This window comes from Labrys wisconsinensis, assembly GCF_030814995.1.
In the GTDB taxonomy this organism is placed as follows: Bacteria; Pseudomonadota; Alphaproteobacteria; order Rhizobiales; family Labraceae; genus Labrys; species Labrys wisconsinensis.
The window spans coordinates 146,522-162,045 of the sequence record NZ_JAUSVX010000010.1 but is presented as its reverse complement, the minus strand read 5'-3'; the positions used below and the strand labels follow the sequence as shown (position 1 = coordinate 162,045).

14 protein-coding genes are annotated in these 15,524 nt (G+C 70.2%); 10 read left to right on the top strand and 4 right to left on the bottom strand.

All coding sequences use genetic code 11. The features are described 5' to 3' along the window. The first annotated feature begins 280 nt into the window (after nt 1-280). Nucleotides 281-1,870, top strand: a complete 1,590-nt coding sequence (locus tag QO011_RS24390) for a hypothetical protein (protein ID WP_307277744.1) — start codon at nt 281-283, stop codon at nt 1,868-1,870. A 185-nt stretch (nt 1,871-2,055) separates the two neighbouring features. Continuing rightward, a complete protein-coding gene (locus tag QO011_RS24385; RefSeq protein ID WP_307278184.1) occupies nt 2,056-3,909 on the top strand; it encodes an ABC transporter ATP-binding protein in 1,854 nt (617 codons plus the stop codon). Between the two features lie 62 nt (nt 3,910-3,971). On the opposite strand, the gene QO011_RS24380 is transcribed toward QO011_RS24385, so the two are convergent. Beyond that, on the bottom strand, nt 3,972-4,211 hold the full coding sequence (locus QO011_RS24380; protein WP_307277742.1) for a hypothetical protein: 240 nt from the start codon (nt 4,209-4,211) through the stop codon (nt 3,972-3,974). A 165-nt stretch (nt 4,212-4,376) separates the two neighbouring features. Between QO011_RS24380 and QO011_RS24375 the strand changes: the two genes are divergently transcribed. Further along, entirely contained in the window at nt 4,377-5,426 is a 1,050-nt protein-coding gene (locus tag QO011_RS24375) for a PLP-dependent cysteine synthase family protein (RefSeq protein ID WP_307277738.1), read from the top strand. A 106-nt stretch (nt 5,427-5,532) separates the two neighbouring features. Continuing rightward, nucleotides 5,533-6,327 (top strand): bestrophin-like domain, encoded by a 795-nt coding sequence (locus QO011_RS24370; RefSeq protein ID WP_307277735.1) that lies wholly within the window; start codon nt 5,533-5,535, stop codon nt 6,325-6,327. Nucleotides 6,328-6,410: 83 nt separating this feature from the next. Here QO011_RS24370 and QO011_RS24365 read toward each other — a convergent pair whose 3' ends face one another. Then, on the bottom strand, nt 6,411-6,638 hold the full coding sequence (locus QO011_RS24365; RefSeq protein WP_307277732.1) for a hypothetical protein: 228 nt from the start codon (nt 6,636-6,638) through the stop codon (nt 6,411-6,413). Nucleotides 6,639-6,655: 17 nt separating this feature from the next. Between QO011_RS24365 and QO011_RS24360 the strand changes: the two genes are divergently transcribed. Further along, on the top strand, nt 6,656-6,889 hold the full coding sequence (locus QO011_RS24360) for a hypothetical protein (RefSeq protein ID WP_307277730.1): 234 nt from the start codon (nt 6,656-6,658) through the stop codon (nt 6,887-6,889). Nucleotides 6,890-6,893: 4 nt separating this feature from the next. On the opposite strand, the gene QO011_RS24355 is transcribed toward QO011_RS24360, so the two are convergent. Both QO011_RS24355 and QO011_RS24350 read right to left on the bottom strand, forming a co-directional pair. Continuing rightward, nucleotides 6,894-8,444, bottom strand: a complete 1,551-nt coding sequence (locus QO011_RS24355; protein WP_307277728.1) for a putative bifunctional diguanylate cyclase/phosphodiesterase — start codon at nt 8,442-8,444, stop codon at nt 6,894-6,896. A gap of 344 nt (nt 8,445-8,788) precedes the next feature. Further along, complete coding sequence (locus QO011_RS24350) at nt 8,789-9,991, bottom strand: Gfo/Idh/MocA family protein (protein WP_307277726.1); 1,203 nt, start codon at nt 9,989-9,991, stop codon at nt 8,789-8,791. Between the two features lie 149 nt (nt 9,992-10,140). Between QO011_RS24350 and QO011_RS24345 the strand changes: the two genes are divergently transcribed. The 5 genes from QO011_RS24345 to QO011_RS24325 all read left to right on the top strand — a co-directional run bounded on the left by QO011_RS24345 (nt 10,141) and on the right by QO011_RS24325 (nt 15,453). Then, nucleotides 10,141-11,061, top strand: a complete 921-nt coding sequence (locus QO011_RS24345; protein WP_307277724.1) for a MurR/RpiR family transcriptional regulator — start codon at nt 10,141-10,143, stop codon at nt 11,059-11,061. 61 nt (nt 11,062-11,122) lie between these two features. Beyond that, nucleotides 11,123-11,902: an SDR family oxidoreductase gene (locus QO011_RS24340; protein ID WP_370882005.1), complete on the top strand. Its 780-nt coding sequence runs from the start codon at nt 11,123-11,125 to the stop codon at nt 11,900-11,902. After that, nucleotides 11,899-13,422 (top strand): mannitol dehydrogenase family protein, encoded by a 1,524-nt coding sequence (locus tag QO011_RS24335; RefSeq protein WP_307277718.1) that lies wholly within the window; start codon nt 11,899-11,901, stop codon nt 13,420-13,422. The genes QO011_RS24340 and QO011_RS24335 overlap by 4 nt, the downstream gene beginning before the upstream one ends. Nucleotides 13,423-13,451: 29 nt before the next feature. After that, nucleotides 13,452-14,366, top strand: coding sequence for a sugar phosphate isomerase/epimerase family protein (locus tag QO011_RS24330; RefSeq protein WP_307277715.1), 915 nt, complete (start codon nt 13,452-13,454; stop codon nt 14,364-14,366). 46 nt (nt 14,367-14,412) lie between these two features. After that, on the top strand, nt 14,413-15,453 hold the full coding sequence (locus QO011_RS24325) for an ABC transporter substrate-binding protein (protein WP_307277712.1): 1,041 nt from the start codon (nt 14,413-14,415) through the stop codon (nt 15,451-15,453). Nucleotides 15,454-15,524: the final 71 nt, after the last annotated feature.

Sequence of the window (15,524 nt, the reverse complement as noted above, 5' to 3'; positions counted from 1 at the left end):
CGACGTTCGCCGGACGCGTGACGTCGCGGGATGATAGTCGACGTGCGGCCCGAGCGCCACGGTTGCCGTGGGCGGCGAGCGGATTGGCGGGTGGACCGACGCCGCCCATGCCCATGGTTACCGGCGGCACAGCAGTGTGTTTGCCGCCGAGTTCCGTCTGGATTATCGCCTGGGCGCAGCGTAGAAAACACCTGCCGTTGTTTGCAGCGGTATCGCAATCCGAACGACATTGCGGAAGCTAACCTAGAGATCGGGGCTCCGGCCCGGATTGGTGCCAGACATGGCAGTCGATGCGAAAGACGTGATCGGCTGGGCGGTATCGATCGCCTCAACCGTGGTCGGCATTATTTTGCCGGCTTACATGGCCTGGGCGCCGCCCTGGCTGGTCGACGTCTATCTCTGGCTGACGTCGCTGGCCGTGCTGATCTGGGGAGGGTGGAACCTCAGACGATGGTGGAGCGCGCCGCCGCCTCGCTCGATGCTGAGCTGGCGGTTCGGCGGGATCGTGGCCGCGTTGGCCGCCATCGTGTTCGTCGTGCTGCCGGTGGCATGGTCGACGACGCACGCGACGATGGCCAACGGCACGCTCGCGATGCCGAAGGTGAAGATCCTCGCCAAGCCGGGCACCATCAGGACGACGGAGACGACACAGCTCGCCGTGGCCCTGGACGACAAGCCCGCGGACGGCGCGACCTGCGCATGGACCGTGGACGCCAGGCCGAGCAGCCCGGACTGCAAGCTTCCCTACCGGCCCGAGGCCGGTGCTCGCGGCCCGGTCCCCGTCACCGTGCAGGTGACGAATGCCGACGGCTGGGACCTCGGCACGGCGAGCCTCACCCTTCTGGTGACCTATGAGGGGGTGGCCGAGATCTCGCCCCTCGATGCGACGGGCTTCGTCGGCGACGAGGCACGTTGGAGCGCGGCGCTCGACGGTCACGCGATCGGCGCCGACCAGACCTGCCGATGGCAGATCGACGACGGAGACGTGATCCCGAGCGTCCTCTGCCAGGCGGCCTACACCGCGCAGGACAAGGATGTCGGCGCGCACCGCATCAACGTCACCGTCTCCGACAGCGCCGGAAAGGTGATCGCCCGGAGCGCGACGAACTTCACCGTCAAGGCGGCCGATCCGGTCTACAGCGAATATGTGATCGATGCCTCCGCGCGGATGGCCCGGAAGACCGGATCCGACACGCTGCTCCAGCGCGTCGTCGCGAACCTGTCCAGCAGCCTGGACGACATGGCGAGCGGGTATGTCGGCGTCGCCGTCGCGAGCGACGCCGCGGGGGCGGCCGCGGCTCCCTGCGACAATGCCCGGGAGCTCTGGCGGATGCAGCCGCTCATTCCCCTGCGCGAGGCGCTGCGCACCGCCCTCGGCGGCCTGACGACCGGCTCGTCCCAGGACGTTCCTCTGGCCAAGGCCATCAAGATCGCCTTCTTCACGCTCGCCGCCAGCGGACCGGCCGATGCCGATCGCATCCTCACGGTGTTCACGGCCGGCGCCGACACCTGCCGCCGGGATCGAGCCGACATCGGCACCATCCTGTCCGAGCTCGAGGCGGCCAATCCGGGAGTCAGGCTCACGTCGCTCCTCTCCGACTACCGCGCGCTGGCGCTGACGGTCGGCATCGCCTTCACCGAGGAGGACCGCCGCCAATGGCGGGCGCAGTCGGACCTGTTCCGGCTCGACGAAGCGGCGACCGTGGTCCTGACAGCCGGAAGCGAGGCCGATCTCAGGCTGATCCAGGATGCCCTGGCCCGATTCTCCGCACCGCGGCGCAAGGACAGGACCGCGGCGTGCCTGTCCTTGATCCGTCTGGGGGATGAGCGCGACCAGAAGGCCCTCCGGATCTATTGCCAGCGCCTGTGACGAGCGGCGGCGCCCGAGCGCAGCGCCCCGGCGGAGGCGGGTCGCTTTCGCCGGGCACCAGCTCCATCGGCCAAATCCTGCGGCGGATGCCGCCGGGATAGAGCCGATTGGCGGCGGACGCGCTGAAATGGCGGCGATTTCGCGCGCCGGTCGACAAGCGGGCCGCGACTCCCCATCTTGGCGGCATGGTGTTCATCCCGCGCCAGCCCCAGACGATCCGCGAACGCATCGGCGCGATGCGCCATCTGCCGCCCTTCGTGCGTCTGGTCTGGGAGTCGAGCCCGCCGCTCACCCTGGCGAGCCTGGTGCTGCGTCTCGTCCGTGCCATCGTGCCGGTGCTGGTGCTCTATGTCGGCAAGCTGATCGTCGACGAGGTCGTGGCCCAGACCCACCTGCCGCATGCCGGCTGGACCCTCGAGCAATGGCTGGCCAGCGGCCGGCTGGTGCGGGTGGGCGAGCTGGTGCTGGTGGAGTTCGGCCTCGCCGTCCTGGGCGACTTCGCCGGGCGGCTGAGCTCGCTCATCGACGGCCTGCTGGCCGAGACCTACAGCAACTTCGCCTCGATCCGCCTGATGGAGAAGGCCGCCACGCTCGACCTCGAGCAGTTCGAAAGCAGCGACCAGCAGGACCGGCTCGACCGGGCCCGCCGCCAGGTGACCGGGCGCACCGCGCTGCTCGGCCAGGTGTTCGGCCAGGTCCAGGACATCCTCACCGCCACCTCGTTCACCATCGGGCTGGCGATCTATTGGCCCTGGCTGATCGCGTTGATGGTCGTCGCGCTGGTCCCCTCGCTCGTCAACGAGCTCAGGTTCAACGCCGAGGTCTATCGCCTGGACTATTTCCGCACGCTCGAGCGGCGCCAGCTCGACTATGTCCGCTATCTCGGCTCGAGCATTGAGACCGCCAAGGAGGTCAAGCTCTTCAACCTCAACGGCTTCCTGATCGAGCGTTTCCGGCGCTTCGCGCAGGCGATGTTCGACGACAATCGCAGCCTCGCCACCCGTCGGGGGCTGTGGGGCGGCCTGTTCGCCGCCTTCGCCACGCTCGGCTACTACACCGCCTATGCCGCCATCATCTGGCGCACGGTGGACGGCAGCTTCAGCCTCGGCGACATGGCCTTCCTGGTCGGTGCCTTCCTGCGCCTGCGCGGCCTGCTCGGCGGCCTGCTGCTCGGCTTCGCCCAGGTGGCGGGGCAGGCGCTCTACCTGGAGGACCTGTTCTCCTTCTTCGAGACCGAGCCGCGCATCGTCTCGCCCACCGATCCCAGGCCGGTGCCGCGGCCGATCCGCAGCGGCTTCGTCTTCGAGGACGTGGGCTTCCGCTACGAGGGGGCCGAGCGCTGGGCGCTGCGCCATCTGAACCTCACCATCGGCGCCGGCGAGGTGCTGGCGCTGGTCGGCGAGAACGGCGCCGGCAAGACCACCATCGTCAAGCTGCTCGCCCGGCTCTACGACCCGACGGAAGGGCGCATCCTGCTCGACGGGCGCGACTTGCGCGAGCTCGATCTGGAGGAGCTGCGCAGCCGCATCGGCGTGGTGTTCCAGGACTTCGTGCGCTTCCACTTCACCGCCGCCGAGAACATCGCCGTCGGCCGGGTCGAGGCGGCGAACGATGCCGGCCGCATCCAGGAGGCGGCCGACCGGAGCCTGGCCGACACGGTGATCGCCCGCCTGCCGCAGGGCTACGAGCAGACGCTCGGCCGGCGCTTCGGCGGCGGCGTCGACCTGTCCGGCGGCGAATGGCAGAAGATCGCCATCGCCCGGGCCTATATGCGCGATGCCGACGTGCTGGTGCTGGACGAGCCGACCTCGGCGCTGGACGCCCGCTCGGAATACCAGGTGTTCCAGCGCTTCCGCGACCTCAGCGTCGGGCGCACCACGGTGCTGATCTCGCACCGCTTCTCCACCGTGCGCATGGCCGACCGCATCATCGTGCTGGAGGGCGGCGTGGCGATCGAAGCCGGCACCCATCAAGAGCTGCTCGCCCGGGGCGGGCTCTATGCGGAGATGTTCGAGCTGCAGGCGGCGGGCTATCGCTGATCCCGCGCGCCTCTATGGCGCGTCACGTGCCTCCGTGGGGCGTCGTGCGCCTCTGCGGCGCGTCACACGCGCCCCTGCGGGCCACCCAGCGACAGGCCGGCATCGGCGATCGCCTCGAAGCTCGCCGACGCGGGCTGGAGACGGGGCGGGGCCGCGTCCATGACGCCGCGCTGATAGGCGTCGCCGACGATGCGCAGCATGCGCTTGCGTTCCTCCAGCTCCTCGCGAAGCCGCCGGTTCTCGACCAGCAGGCCGGCGATCGTCCCGACCACGGCCACCGATCCCACCACCCGCAACAGCATCGTCGCCTCCAAGCGCGCTTCACCACTCTCGACATCAACGGCGCCGGCCGCGCATGGTTCCGCCAGTGCCCGGTGTCGAGGGCTGTCTCCTGCGGAACTTGCCCCGCGGAGCCTCACTCAAGTACTTCCCTTAGGGAATGCCATCGGCACTATCGGGAGAAACCCATGGGACGCAGATTTCAATCGATCCTGGAGACGGTGGGCGGCACGCCCGTGGTCCGCATCAACCGCCTGGCGCCGGCGGGCGTCGACCTCTACGTCAAGATCGAGGCCTTCAATCCGCTCGGCTCGGTCAAGGATCGGCTCGCTCTCGGCGTGATCGAGGCCGCGGAGCGGTCCGGGGAGCTCAAGCCCGGCCAGACCGTGATCGAGGCGACGAGCGGCAATACCGGCATCGGCCTCGCCATGGTCTGCGCCGCCAAGGGCTATCCGCTGGTGCTGACCATGGCCGAGCCCTTCAGCGTCGAGCGACGGCGGCTGATGCGCTTCCTCGGCGCCAAGGTGGTGATCACCCCGGCGGCGGAGCGTGCGGTCGGCATGATCCGCAAGACCATCGAGCTTGCGCAGGCGCATGGCTGGTTCATGACCCGCCAGTTCGAGAACGAGGCCAATCCGGACTTCCATTCGCGCACCACGGCGCGCGAGATCCTCGACGACTTCGCCGGCGAGCGGCTGGACTATTGGGTCACCGGCTACGGCACCGGCGGCACGCTCAAGGGCGTGGCCCGGGTGCTGGCGAAGGAGCGGCCGGACACGAGGATCATCGTCTGCGAGCCGGCGGATGCCCAGCTCCTCGGCTCCGGCGTCGAGCAGGCCCGCAACGCCGACGGCACGCCGGCGGCGCCGCATCCCGGCTTCAAGCCCCATCCCATGCAGGGCTGGACGCCTGACTTCATCCCCAAGCTGACCGGCGACGCGGTGACCATGGACCTGATCGACCGCATCCTGCCGGTCGGCGGCGCCGAGGCCCTGCAATGCAGCAAGGACCTGGCGACGAAGGAGGGCATCTTCGTCGGCATCACGTCTGGCGCCACCTTCGCCGGGGCGCTCAAGGTCGCCGCCGAGGCGGAGAAAGGCTCGACCATCCTGTGCATGCTGCCGGATACCGGCGAGCGCTATCTCAGCACGCCGCTCTTCGCCGACGTGCCGGCCGACATGACCGCGGAGGAGCTGGCGATCTCGCGCTCCACCCCCGGTGCCCAGCTCGCCGGCTGAGGCGTGGAAGCGCTGGCGGGGTAGGAGCCCCGAGCGCGTCGCCGTTGCGGCGATGGGGAGCGCAGGCCTATGACTGGTGCCGGCGTAGGGGTGTTCGGGAGGCGTCGTGCCTGATGTCCTGTCGGCGCTGGTCTATGGCGGGCTGCTGAGCGTCAGCGCGCTCGGCGGCGTGATGCTGCGCGGGTGGCTGCGCGAGGAGCATCTCTCCGATCGCAACCTGGAGGCGGTCCGGCTCGTGACCCAGCTCCTGGTGACGTTCGTCGCGCTGGTGCTCAGCCTGCAGCTCACCTCGGTCAAGGCGTCCTTCGACATCGCCTATCGCGATCGCGGCCTCGACGCGGCGGCCCTGGCCCAGCTCGACCGATGTCTCAGGGACTATGGGCCCGAGACGGCGCCCGCCCGCGCCCTGCTGCGTGACTACACCGCCGGTGTGATCGCCAGCACATGGCCGGGCGAGTCGCTGCCGGCCGCGGCGCCGCATCCCGATCCGGCCGGCATGGCGCGAGTCGGCGAGGATCCGCGGCTGGCTGCCCTGCTCAACCGGCTGGGCCTGGAGGTGCGCGCGCTGGTGCCGGCCGAGGCCGCGCGCCAGAACATCGCGGCAGCCTGCCGCGCCGGCTACGACCGGGTGCAGGAGCGGCGTTGGATGGTGATCGAGGATGCGCACGGCTCGCTTTCGTCGGTCTTCACCGGCGTCCTGATGTTCTGGCTCATGCTGGTCTTCCTCAGCCTCGGCCTGCAGGCGCCGCGCAAGCCGCTGGCCGGCGTGGCGATCGGCATCGGCGTGGTGGCCGTCGCCAGCGTGATATGGGTGATCGCCGACCTCGACCTGCCCTATGGCGGTCTCTTCGGCATTCCCAGCACGGCGATGCTCCGCGCCCTGGACGACATGCTGCGATAGGTGCGCGGCGCCCCGACGGATCACCCGACAGGCAAAGGCCGCCGGGGGAGCCGGCGGCCTGGCCTTGCGCCAAGGGGAGAAGATCAGTCGCAGATTTCCTTGGTGCGATAGACGTATTCGCAGGAATAGTCGTCCCAGACGCGGAAGGAGACGGTGCGGCAGTAGCGGGGCTGGTAGTAGGTCTGCTGGTAGCCGTAGTTGTATCCACCGTAGCCGTAGCCGCCGTAGCTGCGATAGTGGGCTTCCGAGGCGGTGGTGGCGGCGCCCAGGGCGCCGGCGGCCAGAACGAGGGCGAGAATGGTCTTGCGCATTGTCGTGGGTCCTTGCCTTGAGCGCCCTTGCGGTGTTGCCGGGCTTCGATGCAAGGACCCTACCCCCGGCCCGCCCCGGCCACTGTGCGCGTGTGCACAGGCAGCACGCGGCCGGTGGCCGGGTCCTACGGAATGATGCGCTCGCGCCGCAGGCGGTCGAACACGTCGATGAAGGTCTGTTCGCCGCGTCCCCGGCGCTCAACGGGCTCGCCATGCGCATCGACGGCGGCATCATCCGGTCCGTGATCTGAAGCCTCAGCCGGCGGAAGCCTTCGACGTCTTCTCCGCGATCAGGCGGCGCAGCTCGGACGCCGGCAGGGCGGGAGCGTAGAGGAAGCCCTGGCCCTGGTCGCAGCCCTGGCCGATCAGGAAGTCGCGCTGCCGGGCGCTCTCGATGCCCTCGGCGGTGACGGCGATGCCGAGGCCGTGGCCGAGGCCGAGCAGCGCACGCACGATGGCGGCGCTCTCGTTCTCGGCATCGATGCTGTCGACGAAGCTGCGATCGACCTTGATCCGATCGACCGGGAAGTTGCGCAGGTGGTAGAGGCTGGAATAGCCCGTGCCGAAATCGTCGAGCGCGATGCGCACGCCCGCGGCCCTGAGCGCGCCGAGCGCCGCCTGGGACGCCTTCAGGTCGCGGACGAGGGTGTTCTCGGTGATCTCCAGCTCCAGGCGCGTCGGCGACAGGCCGACCTCGCCGAGGATCGCCAGCACGCGCAGGCCGAAACCGGGCTCGCGCAGCTGCACCGGCGAGACGTTGATCGAAAGCGTCATCGCCGGCGGCCAGTCCAGCGCGTCGCGGCAGGCGACGCGCAGTAGGTGGTCGCCCAGTGCGGCGATCAGCCCGCATTCCTCCGCCACCGGGATGAAGCGCTCGGGGGCGATGCTGCCGAGCTCGCGGTGATGCCAGCGGGCCAGCGCCTCGGCGCCGCTGATGGCGCCCGTGCCGAGATCGACGACCGGCTGGTAGCAGGGATGGATGTCGCCGTCCGCCAGCGCCCGCCGCAGCTCCCGCTCGATGACCGAACGCTCGCGCACGCGGGCGTCCATGTCCTTCTCGAAGAAACGGACCACGGAGCCGCTCTCGGCCTTGGCGCGATAGAGCGCGATGTCCGCCCGGCGGATGATCTCCTTGGCATCGTGCCCGTCCCGCGGGAACAGGGCGATGCCGATGCCGACGCCGACGGTGTGCTCGGCCGGGCCGGCAATGATCGGCTCCTCGACGGCGCGGATGATCCTGAGGGCGATGCCGCCGGCATCCTCGGCGCTGCGCAGATGGGTCGCGACGACGCCGAACTCGTCGCCGCCGAGGCGGGCGACCTCGTCGCCACTCTCGCGCATGACGGCGAGCAGCCGAAAGCCGATCTCGGCCAGGACGGCGTCGCCGACGGGATGGCCGTAGACGTCGTTGATCGATTTGAAGCCGTTGAGGTCCATGAGCAGCACCGCGTGGGTGCGCTCGGCGCCCGGCGGGGACACGGTCGCCTCGGCGACGATCTGATCGAACTGGCGCCGGTTCGCCAGGCCGGTGAGCGGGTCCTGAAAGGCGAGCTCCCGGGCGTGCTGCTCGGCGGCGATGCGCCGCGCCACCTCCCGGTTCTGCGCGCGCATGCGGCGCAGGGCGAGGATGAGCAGCAGGCCCAGCACGACCGCGATCGCGGCGATCTCGGCAAGCTCCAGGCGCGCCGCATCGCTCCGCCGCGGTCCGGCCGGTCCGAAGAGGTCGTAATCGAGCGCGATGATGACGAGCAGCGCGCCCGCCCCGGCCATGACGACGCCGTCGAGGATCGTGAACCTGTGCCGCACAGTGAATGCCCCGATCTTCCGGATAACTCTCACGATCGATATCCGCACTCTCGGTCAGGGGCGGCTGGATGCGGTGGAGCCGCAGCCCGACGATCATGGCCGTGAGTTCACAACGTTCCTTTAAGCGGTGCGGTTAACGGGGCGGGGTGAGCCGGTCCGGCATGCGGTTATGGATCTCGGCCTCGTTCCGGTGGCGCGCTTCGGTGCGCCGCGTCGGCGATGTCGGGACGTCTCGCTGCACGGCCAGGGCGCCGTCCGAGGACACGTGAATCGAAGTCGATCGGACCCCCTCTCCCGAACGGGCGGGGGGCCGTGTCTTGACGTGTTCGTTCGCGCACGCGTCCTCAGGATGCGTCGCGGTCCACGGCCAGGGAGGCCGGCGTCCAGGCGCCGCCGGCGGCATCGGATTCGACCGCGGCGGCGACGAACCTGACGCCGCGCGCGCCCTGCACCACGTCGGGCACCAGGCTCTCCTGCGCCGCGTCCGCCGCGGCGCCGGCGCGGTGGGCCTGGATGATGTCGGCGGCATCGCGGTAGAGATTGGCGAAGGCCTCGATATAGCCTTCGGGGTGCGCCGCCGGCATGCGCGACACGCGCCTGCTCGCCTCCGTCGAGCCGTGGCCGCCGCGGATCAGCGTCCGGGCCTCCTCGCCATAGGGGGCGAAGCGCAGCTCCTCGGGCCGGGTGGCGTGCCATTCCAGGCCGGCCTTCTCGCCGTAGACCCGCACCGAGAGGTCGTTGTAGTGGCCGGGCGAGGTCTGGCTGGCGAGGATGGTGCCGCGCGCGCCGCCGGACCAGCGCACCAGAACATGGGCATTGTCGTCGAGCCGGCGCCCGGGAACCGCCGTGAAGAGGTCGGCGGCGACCGCCTCGGCCTCACGTCCCGAGACGAAGCAGGCAAGGTTGTAGGCGTGGACGCCGATGTCGGCGAGCACCGCCGACTGGCCCGCCCGTGTCGGATCGGTGCGCCATTCCGCCTGCTTGTGGCCCTCCGCATCGATCGGCCGCGTCAGCCAGTCCTGGATATAGGAGCCGTGCACCGCCACGAGGCGGCCGAGCGCCCCGTCGGCGACCATTTCGCGGGCCTGGCGCACCATGGCGTAGCCGGTGTTGTTGAGGGTGACGACGAACTTGCGCCGGCGCGCCCGCGCCAGGGCGACCAGATCCTCGGCCTCGGCCAGCGTGGTGGAGAGCGGCTTGTCGCAGATCACGTCGATGCCCGCTTCGAGGAAGGCGGTGGCGACCGGCGCGTGCAGGTGGTTCGGCGTCACGATCACCACGGCCTCGATGCCGTCGGGCCGTGCCGCCTCGGCGCGCGCCATGGCGTGATAGTCGCCATAGCTGCGCTCGGCGGCGATGCCGAGCTCGGCCGCGGAGGCCGCGGCGTTGGCGGGATCGGCGGAGAGCGCGCCGGCCACCAGGGCGATCCGGTCGTCGAGGCGCATGGCGAGGCGATGCACGGCGCCGATGAAGGCGCCGCGTCCGCCGCCCACCATGCCGACCCGCAGCTTCTCCCGCGCCGTCGCGTCGGCGGTCGCATACACCATGGCTCGCTCTCCTCCCGGCATCGTCCGTGCCCTGGCTCGAGCTTATCCCGTCGCTCGGCGATTTCGAAGGCTTTTTCTATTTTTCCGATTGTGAAATTTTCGTGCTGCGATACCCTGCTGTTCCTCCATGGGCGGCGGACGATCCGGGCATGCCGGCGGACAGGCACGAACAGCGGGAGGCCGGCGAGTCCCGGCCGGCCGGCAAGCCGGGCGCCGCGGTTCCCCGGCCGGCGGCAGAGCCGCGCGGCGGCCGCGCCGGCCTCGGCTACGCCAAGCCGAGCACCTATGAGGAATTGCGGGCTGTGCTGTCCTCGGGCACGGTCCATTTCCCCAAGCGCCTGCGCCAGGTCGCGATCTTCCTGTGGCAGCATCCCGGCGAGGTCGCGCTCGGCACCATCGTGCAGGTGGCGGAGCAGGCGGGGGTCCAGCCCTCCACCCTGGTGCGGTTCGCCCAGATGTTCGGCTATGCCGGGTTCTCGGAGTTCCAGGGGCTCTTCAAGGACCATATCAAGGGCGGGCGGACGGGGGACGGACCGGAGCGCGCCGATGCGGGCGCACAGGTGCCCTTCGTCAAGGGGATGGTCGACGCGTCTCGCGCCTCGCTCGACCGGGTCGGCGACAGCTTCGACGCCGGGAGCTTCGAGGCCATGGTCGGGCTGCTCGCCGCAGCCGACCTCATCTATGTCATCGGCAGCAAGCGCGCCTTCCCGGTGACGGCCTACATCTCGCTCAGCCTGTCGCAGCAGGGCATCCGCAACGTGCTGGTCGACAATGTCGGCTCGACCGCCTTCGACCAGGTCGGCTGCGTCGGCCGGGGCGACGTGGTGCTGGCGGTGAGCTTCAGCCCCTACAACTCGATCACGCCGGATCTCGTCGCCATGGCGAGCCAGCGCGGCGCCCGCATCGTCGCCATCACCGACAGCACCTTCAGCCCGCTGGTCCGGCTGTCGGACCGGTGGGTGGAGGTGGTCGAATCCGAATTCGCCGGGTTCCGCTCGCTCGCGGCATCGCTGGCGATCGGCATGGCCCTGGTGCACGGCGTCGCCGCCCGGCGCGCGACGGCCGGTTGACGAATGGGAAGATTCATTCCATATTCTGGAAAATAGAAATATCGTTCTGGGAGGAGCCGTGATGGCTCGGGTCGACGGAAAGGTCGTGCTGGTGACCGGCGCGACGCAGGGTATCGGCCGGGCGATCGCCGAGGCGCTGGCCGGCGCCGGGGCCGACGGCCTGCTGCTCACCGGCCGGGATGCCGGGCGCGGAGAGGCCTTGGCGGCGCAGCTCGGCTCGTCCGGGGTGAAGGCCGCCTTCGTCGTGGCCGAGCTCGGGGACATCGACGCGCCGCGCATGCTGGTGGCGGAGTGCCTCGCCCGCTTCGGCCGGATCGACATCCTGGTCAACGCCGCCGGCCTGACCGACCGCGCTTCCGTCCTCGATGCCGATCCCGTTCTCTGGTCGAAGCTCTTCGACGTCAACGCCCGGGCGCCGTTCTTCCTGATGCAGGCGGCGATCGCGGCCATGCGCGAGCGCGGGCAGGGCGGAGCGATCGTCAACATCCTCTCCATGAACGCCCATTGCGGCGGGCCCGACCTCGCCGTCTATGCCGCCACCAAGGGCGCGCTGGCGACGCTGACCCGCAACGCCGCGAATGCCCACCGCTTCGACCGCATCCGCGTCAACGGCATCAATGTCGGCTGGACGGACACGCCGGCCGAGCGGGTGATGCAGGCCGAGACGCTCGGGCAGGGCGAGGGCTGGATCGCGGCGGCGAACGCCGCCCTGCCGTTCGGCCGGCTGCTCGCCGCCTCCGAGGTCGCCAATCTCGCGCTGTTCCTGGCGAGCGATGCCGCCGGCCCGATGACGGGGGCCCTGATCGACCAGGAGCAATGGGTCGTCGGAGCCAAGGGATGAGCGCCGCGCCGATATCCGCCGAGACGCTCGGGCCATCCTTGCTCGACCGCCTCCCGCAGGGCGTGCAGGGGCCCGCCTATGCCCGCTCGCCCCTCGTGGCCGGCATGGCGCATCTCGGCGTCGGCGCCTTCCACCGCTGCCACCAGGCCGAGTACACCGACGACCTGCTGGGGTGCGGCCTCACGCGCTCCGGCATCGTCGGCATCAACATCCGCCCGCCCGGGCTCGCCGAGACGCTCGGACGCCAGGGCGGCCTCTACACGCGCCTCGTGCGGGACGGCGACAGGACGACGGCGCGCGTCATCGGCAGCATCGTCCGCGTCGTCGACAGCCAGGACGGCCCGGCGCCGGCGCTCACGGCGCTGGCCGATCCGGCCATCGACATCGTGACGCTCACCGTCACGGAGAAGGGCTATTGCCACCGGCCCGCCGGCGGCGCGCTCGACTGGGATCATCCCGACATCGTGCACGACCTCGCCGAGCCGCTGGCCCCGCGCAGCGTTCCCGGCCTGCTGGCGCAGGCGCTGGAGCTGCGCCGGACCTCGCACGGCCGGCCGCTGACGCTGATGAGCTGCGACAACATCCCGGCCAACGGCGCCCTGCTCGAACGGGTGGTCGCGGCCCTCGCCGAGCGCCGCAGGGACGGCCTCGCCGAATGGATCGCGGCCAACGCCACCTTCCCCTCCACCATGGTCGATCGCATCGCCCCGGCGCCGACCGGGGCGGATGCCGCCTTCGTGGCGCAGAGCCTGGGCTATCGCGACGCAGCGGTCGTGGTCGCCGAGCCCTTCCGCCAATGGGTGATCGAGGCGCGGTTCGCCGGCCCGGTCCCGCCCTGGGACCGCGCCGGCGCGAGCGTCGTCGACGATGTCGAGCCGTTCGAGCATCTCAAGATGCGCGTCCTCAATGCCGCCCAGTCGACGCTCGCCTATCTCGGCGTGCTCGCCGGCCATGAGCATACGTTCGAAGGCATCGCCGATCCCCTGCTCGCCGCCTTCGTGCGCCGCATGCTGGTCGAGGAGAGCGTGCCGACCCTGCGGCCGGTGCCCGGCATCGAGCCGGCGGCCTATGTCAAGCAGAGCCTGGCGCGCCTCGCCAACACCGCCATCCGCCATCGCAACCACCAGATCGCCACCGACGGCTCGCAGAAGATCGTGCAGCGCCTGCTCGATCCGGTCCGCGAGAGGCTGGGACGCGGCCAGGGCATCGCGCTGCTCGCCGTGCCGGTCGCCGCCTGGATGGCCTATCTGGTGCTGGCCTCGGAGCGGTTCGGCCGGCGCTGGGCGGTGCAGGATCCGCTGGCGCCGCGCGTCGCCGGGATCGCCGACCGGATCGGCCGCGATCCACCGGCCCTTGCGGCCGCCATCCTCGGCATCGACACGGTGTTCGACCGGGCTCTCGCCGCCGACGCGACGTTCGCCGGCACCGTGACGCGGACGCTGGACGGCCTGCTGGGCGGGGACCCGCTCGCGGTCATCCGGCGCCTGTGCGACGCGGCCGATGTGGGGCAGCGGACCTGAACCGCAATGCAGCAAGAGGGAGGGAGGAGATGAAACTCGGGATCCTGACCGCGCCGTTCCCGGACACGCCGCTCGCCGCGGTGGCGGACTGGGCGGCCTCGGCCGGCTTCGAGACGCTGGAGATCGCCTGCTGGCCGAGATCGTCCGGTCCGAGCCGCCGCTATGCCGGGACCAGCCATATCGACGTCGCCGGCCTCTCGGCCGCGGAGGGCAGGGACATCGTCGCCATGCTCGGCGGCAAGGGGCTGTCGATCTCGGCGCTCGGCTATTATCCCAACCCGCTCCATCCCGATGCCGCGCATCGCAGCACGGTGATCGAGCATCTCAGGCAGGTGATCGCCGCCGCAGGGCGCATGGGCGTCGGCGTGGTCAACACCTTCTGCGGCGGCGACGCGGCGCAGGCCGTCGACGCCAACTGGCAGGAGGCGCTGAAGGTCTGGCCCGACATCATCGCCCATGCCCGCGACAACGGCGTCCGGCTCGCCTTCGAGAACTGCCCGATGATCTTCTCCCCCGACGAGTGGCCGGGCGGGCACAACATCGCCTATGCGCCCCAGGTCTGGCGCCGCATCCTCGAGGCCTGGGACGGGGCGGTGGGCATGAACTTCGATCCCTCGCACCTGGTCTGGCAGATGATCGACCAGGCCCGCTTCATCCGCGAATTCGGCCCGCACATGCTGCACGTGCACGCCAAGGACCTGATGATCGACCGCGACGGCCTCTACGAGCGCGGCATCCTCTCGGCCGGCATGGGCTGGCAGATCCCGCGCATGCCGGGGCTCGGCGAGGTCGACTGGCGAACCATCTTCTCCGGGCTCTATCGGACGGGCTACGATGGCCCGGTCGTCATCGAGCACGAGGACCGGCGCTTCGAAGGAAGCGACGAAGCGTTGAAGCGCGGCTTTCTCTTGGCCAGGGACGTGTTGCGGCCCCTGGTCAAGTGACGGCGGAGGCGGGACAATCGTCTCCACAACAACAACGGGAGGAAACATGCACAGATTCGGACATTCGGCGGTGCTGCCGCTGCTCGCCGGCGCGGCGCTGGTTGCATCCATCGCCGGCGCGGCGGCGAAGGACAGCTACACCATCGGCGTCTCCAACACGGTGCAGGGCAATGGCTGGCGCGAGGAGATGGTCTGCGCCATGAAGGCCCAGGCGCTCGCCTCGGGCAAGGTGGCCAAGCTCAACATCGCCCATCGCAACACCGATGCCGCCGGCCAGCTGGAGGACATCCGCAACCTGATCAGTGCCCATGTCGACGCGATCGTCGTCAACCCGGCCGATCCCGCCGGCGTCAACGCCGCCATCGCCGAGGCGACCAAGGCCGGCATCGTGGTGGTCGCGGTCGACCAGGCGGTCACCGAGCCGTCGGCCTATGTCATCTCCAACAACCAGCAGGAATATGCCTATCTCGGCGCCAAATGGCTGTTCCAGCGGATGGGCGGCAAGGGCGGCGTCGTCTACATGCGCGGCGCCGCCGGCGCCTCCGCCGATACCGATCGCGACAAGGGGTTCAAGAAGGCGCTGGCCGAGTTCCCCGGCGTGAAGGTGGTGCACGAGACGTTCACCGGCTGGCAGCAGGACCAGGCCAAGCAGCAGATCCTCGACTTCCTGGCGACGGGCACGCCGTTCGAGGGCATCTGGACCTCCGGCATCGACAACGTCATCGTCGACGCGCTGGTCGAATCCCAGGCGACGATGGTGCCGGTCGTCGGCGCCGACAATGCCGGCTTCGTCGGCCAGCTCAGCTCGGTCAAGGGCCTCACCGGCGCGGCGGTGACCAATCCCGGCTCGATCGGCGGCGCCGGCGTGACGCTGGCGTTGCAGATTCTCGACGGCAAGAAGCCGGCCGAGAAGACGGTGCTGGTCGAGCCGCAGATCTGGGACAATGCCGACGAGGCGGGCAAGGAGAAGCTCAAGGCCGCGGCCGACCCGTCGCTCAATCCGGAATGGCCGGTGAGCATCTCGATCCCGGACTGGACCACCTACACCAAGCAGCAGATCATCGCCTGCAAGGGCCCGGGCGAGTGATCGCCGGATCATGATCGCCGCCGGAGCGCGGGACCCTCCCGCGCTCCGGCGCCTTCTCTTCGAACCGGCAG

Coding starts and splice junctions, on each gene's coding strand:
- QO011_RS24365 (WP_307277732.1), bottom strand. CDS start 6,638: ATGCGCAAGACCATTCTCGCCCTCGTTCTGGCCGCCGGCGCCCTGGGC.
- QO011_RS24325 (WP_307277712.1), top strand. CDS start 14,413: ATGCACAGATTCGGACATTCGGCGGTGCTGCCGCTGCTCGCCGGCGCG.
- QO011_RS24375 (WP_307277738.1), top strand. CDS start 4,377: ATGGGACGCAGATTTCAATCGATCCTGGAGACGGTGGGCGGCACGCCC.
- QO011_RS24380 (WP_307277742.1), bottom strand. CDS start 4,211: ATGCTGTTGCGGGTGGTGGGATCGGTGGCCGTGGTCGGGACGATCGCC.
- QO011_RS24335 (WP_307277718.1), top strand. CDS start 11,899: ATGAGCGCCGCGCCGATATCCGCCGAGACGCTCGGGCCATCCTTGCTC.
- QO011_RS24340 (WP_370882005.1), top strand. CDS start 11,123: ATGGCTCGGGTCGACGGAAAGGTCGTGCTGGTGACCGGCGCGACGCAG.
- QO011_RS24330 (WP_307277715.1), top strand. CDS start 13,452: ATGAAACTCGGGATCCTGACCGCGCCGTTCCCGGACACGCCGCTCGCC.
- QO011_RS24350 (WP_307277726.1), bottom strand. CDS start 9,991: ATGGTGTATGCGACCGCCGACGCGACGGCGCGGGAGAAGCTGCGGGTC.
- QO011_RS24345 (WP_307277724.1), top strand. CDS start 10,141: ATGCCGGCGGACAGGCACGAACAGCGGGAGGCCGGCGAGTCCCGGCCG.
- QO011_RS24385 (WP_307278184.1), top strand. CDS start 2,056: ATGGTGTTCATCCCGCGCCAGCCCCAGACGATCCGCGAACGCATCGGC.
- QO011_RS24390 (WP_307277744.1), top strand. CDS start 281: ATGGCAGTCGATGCGAAAGACGTGATCGGCTGGGCGGTATCGATCGCC.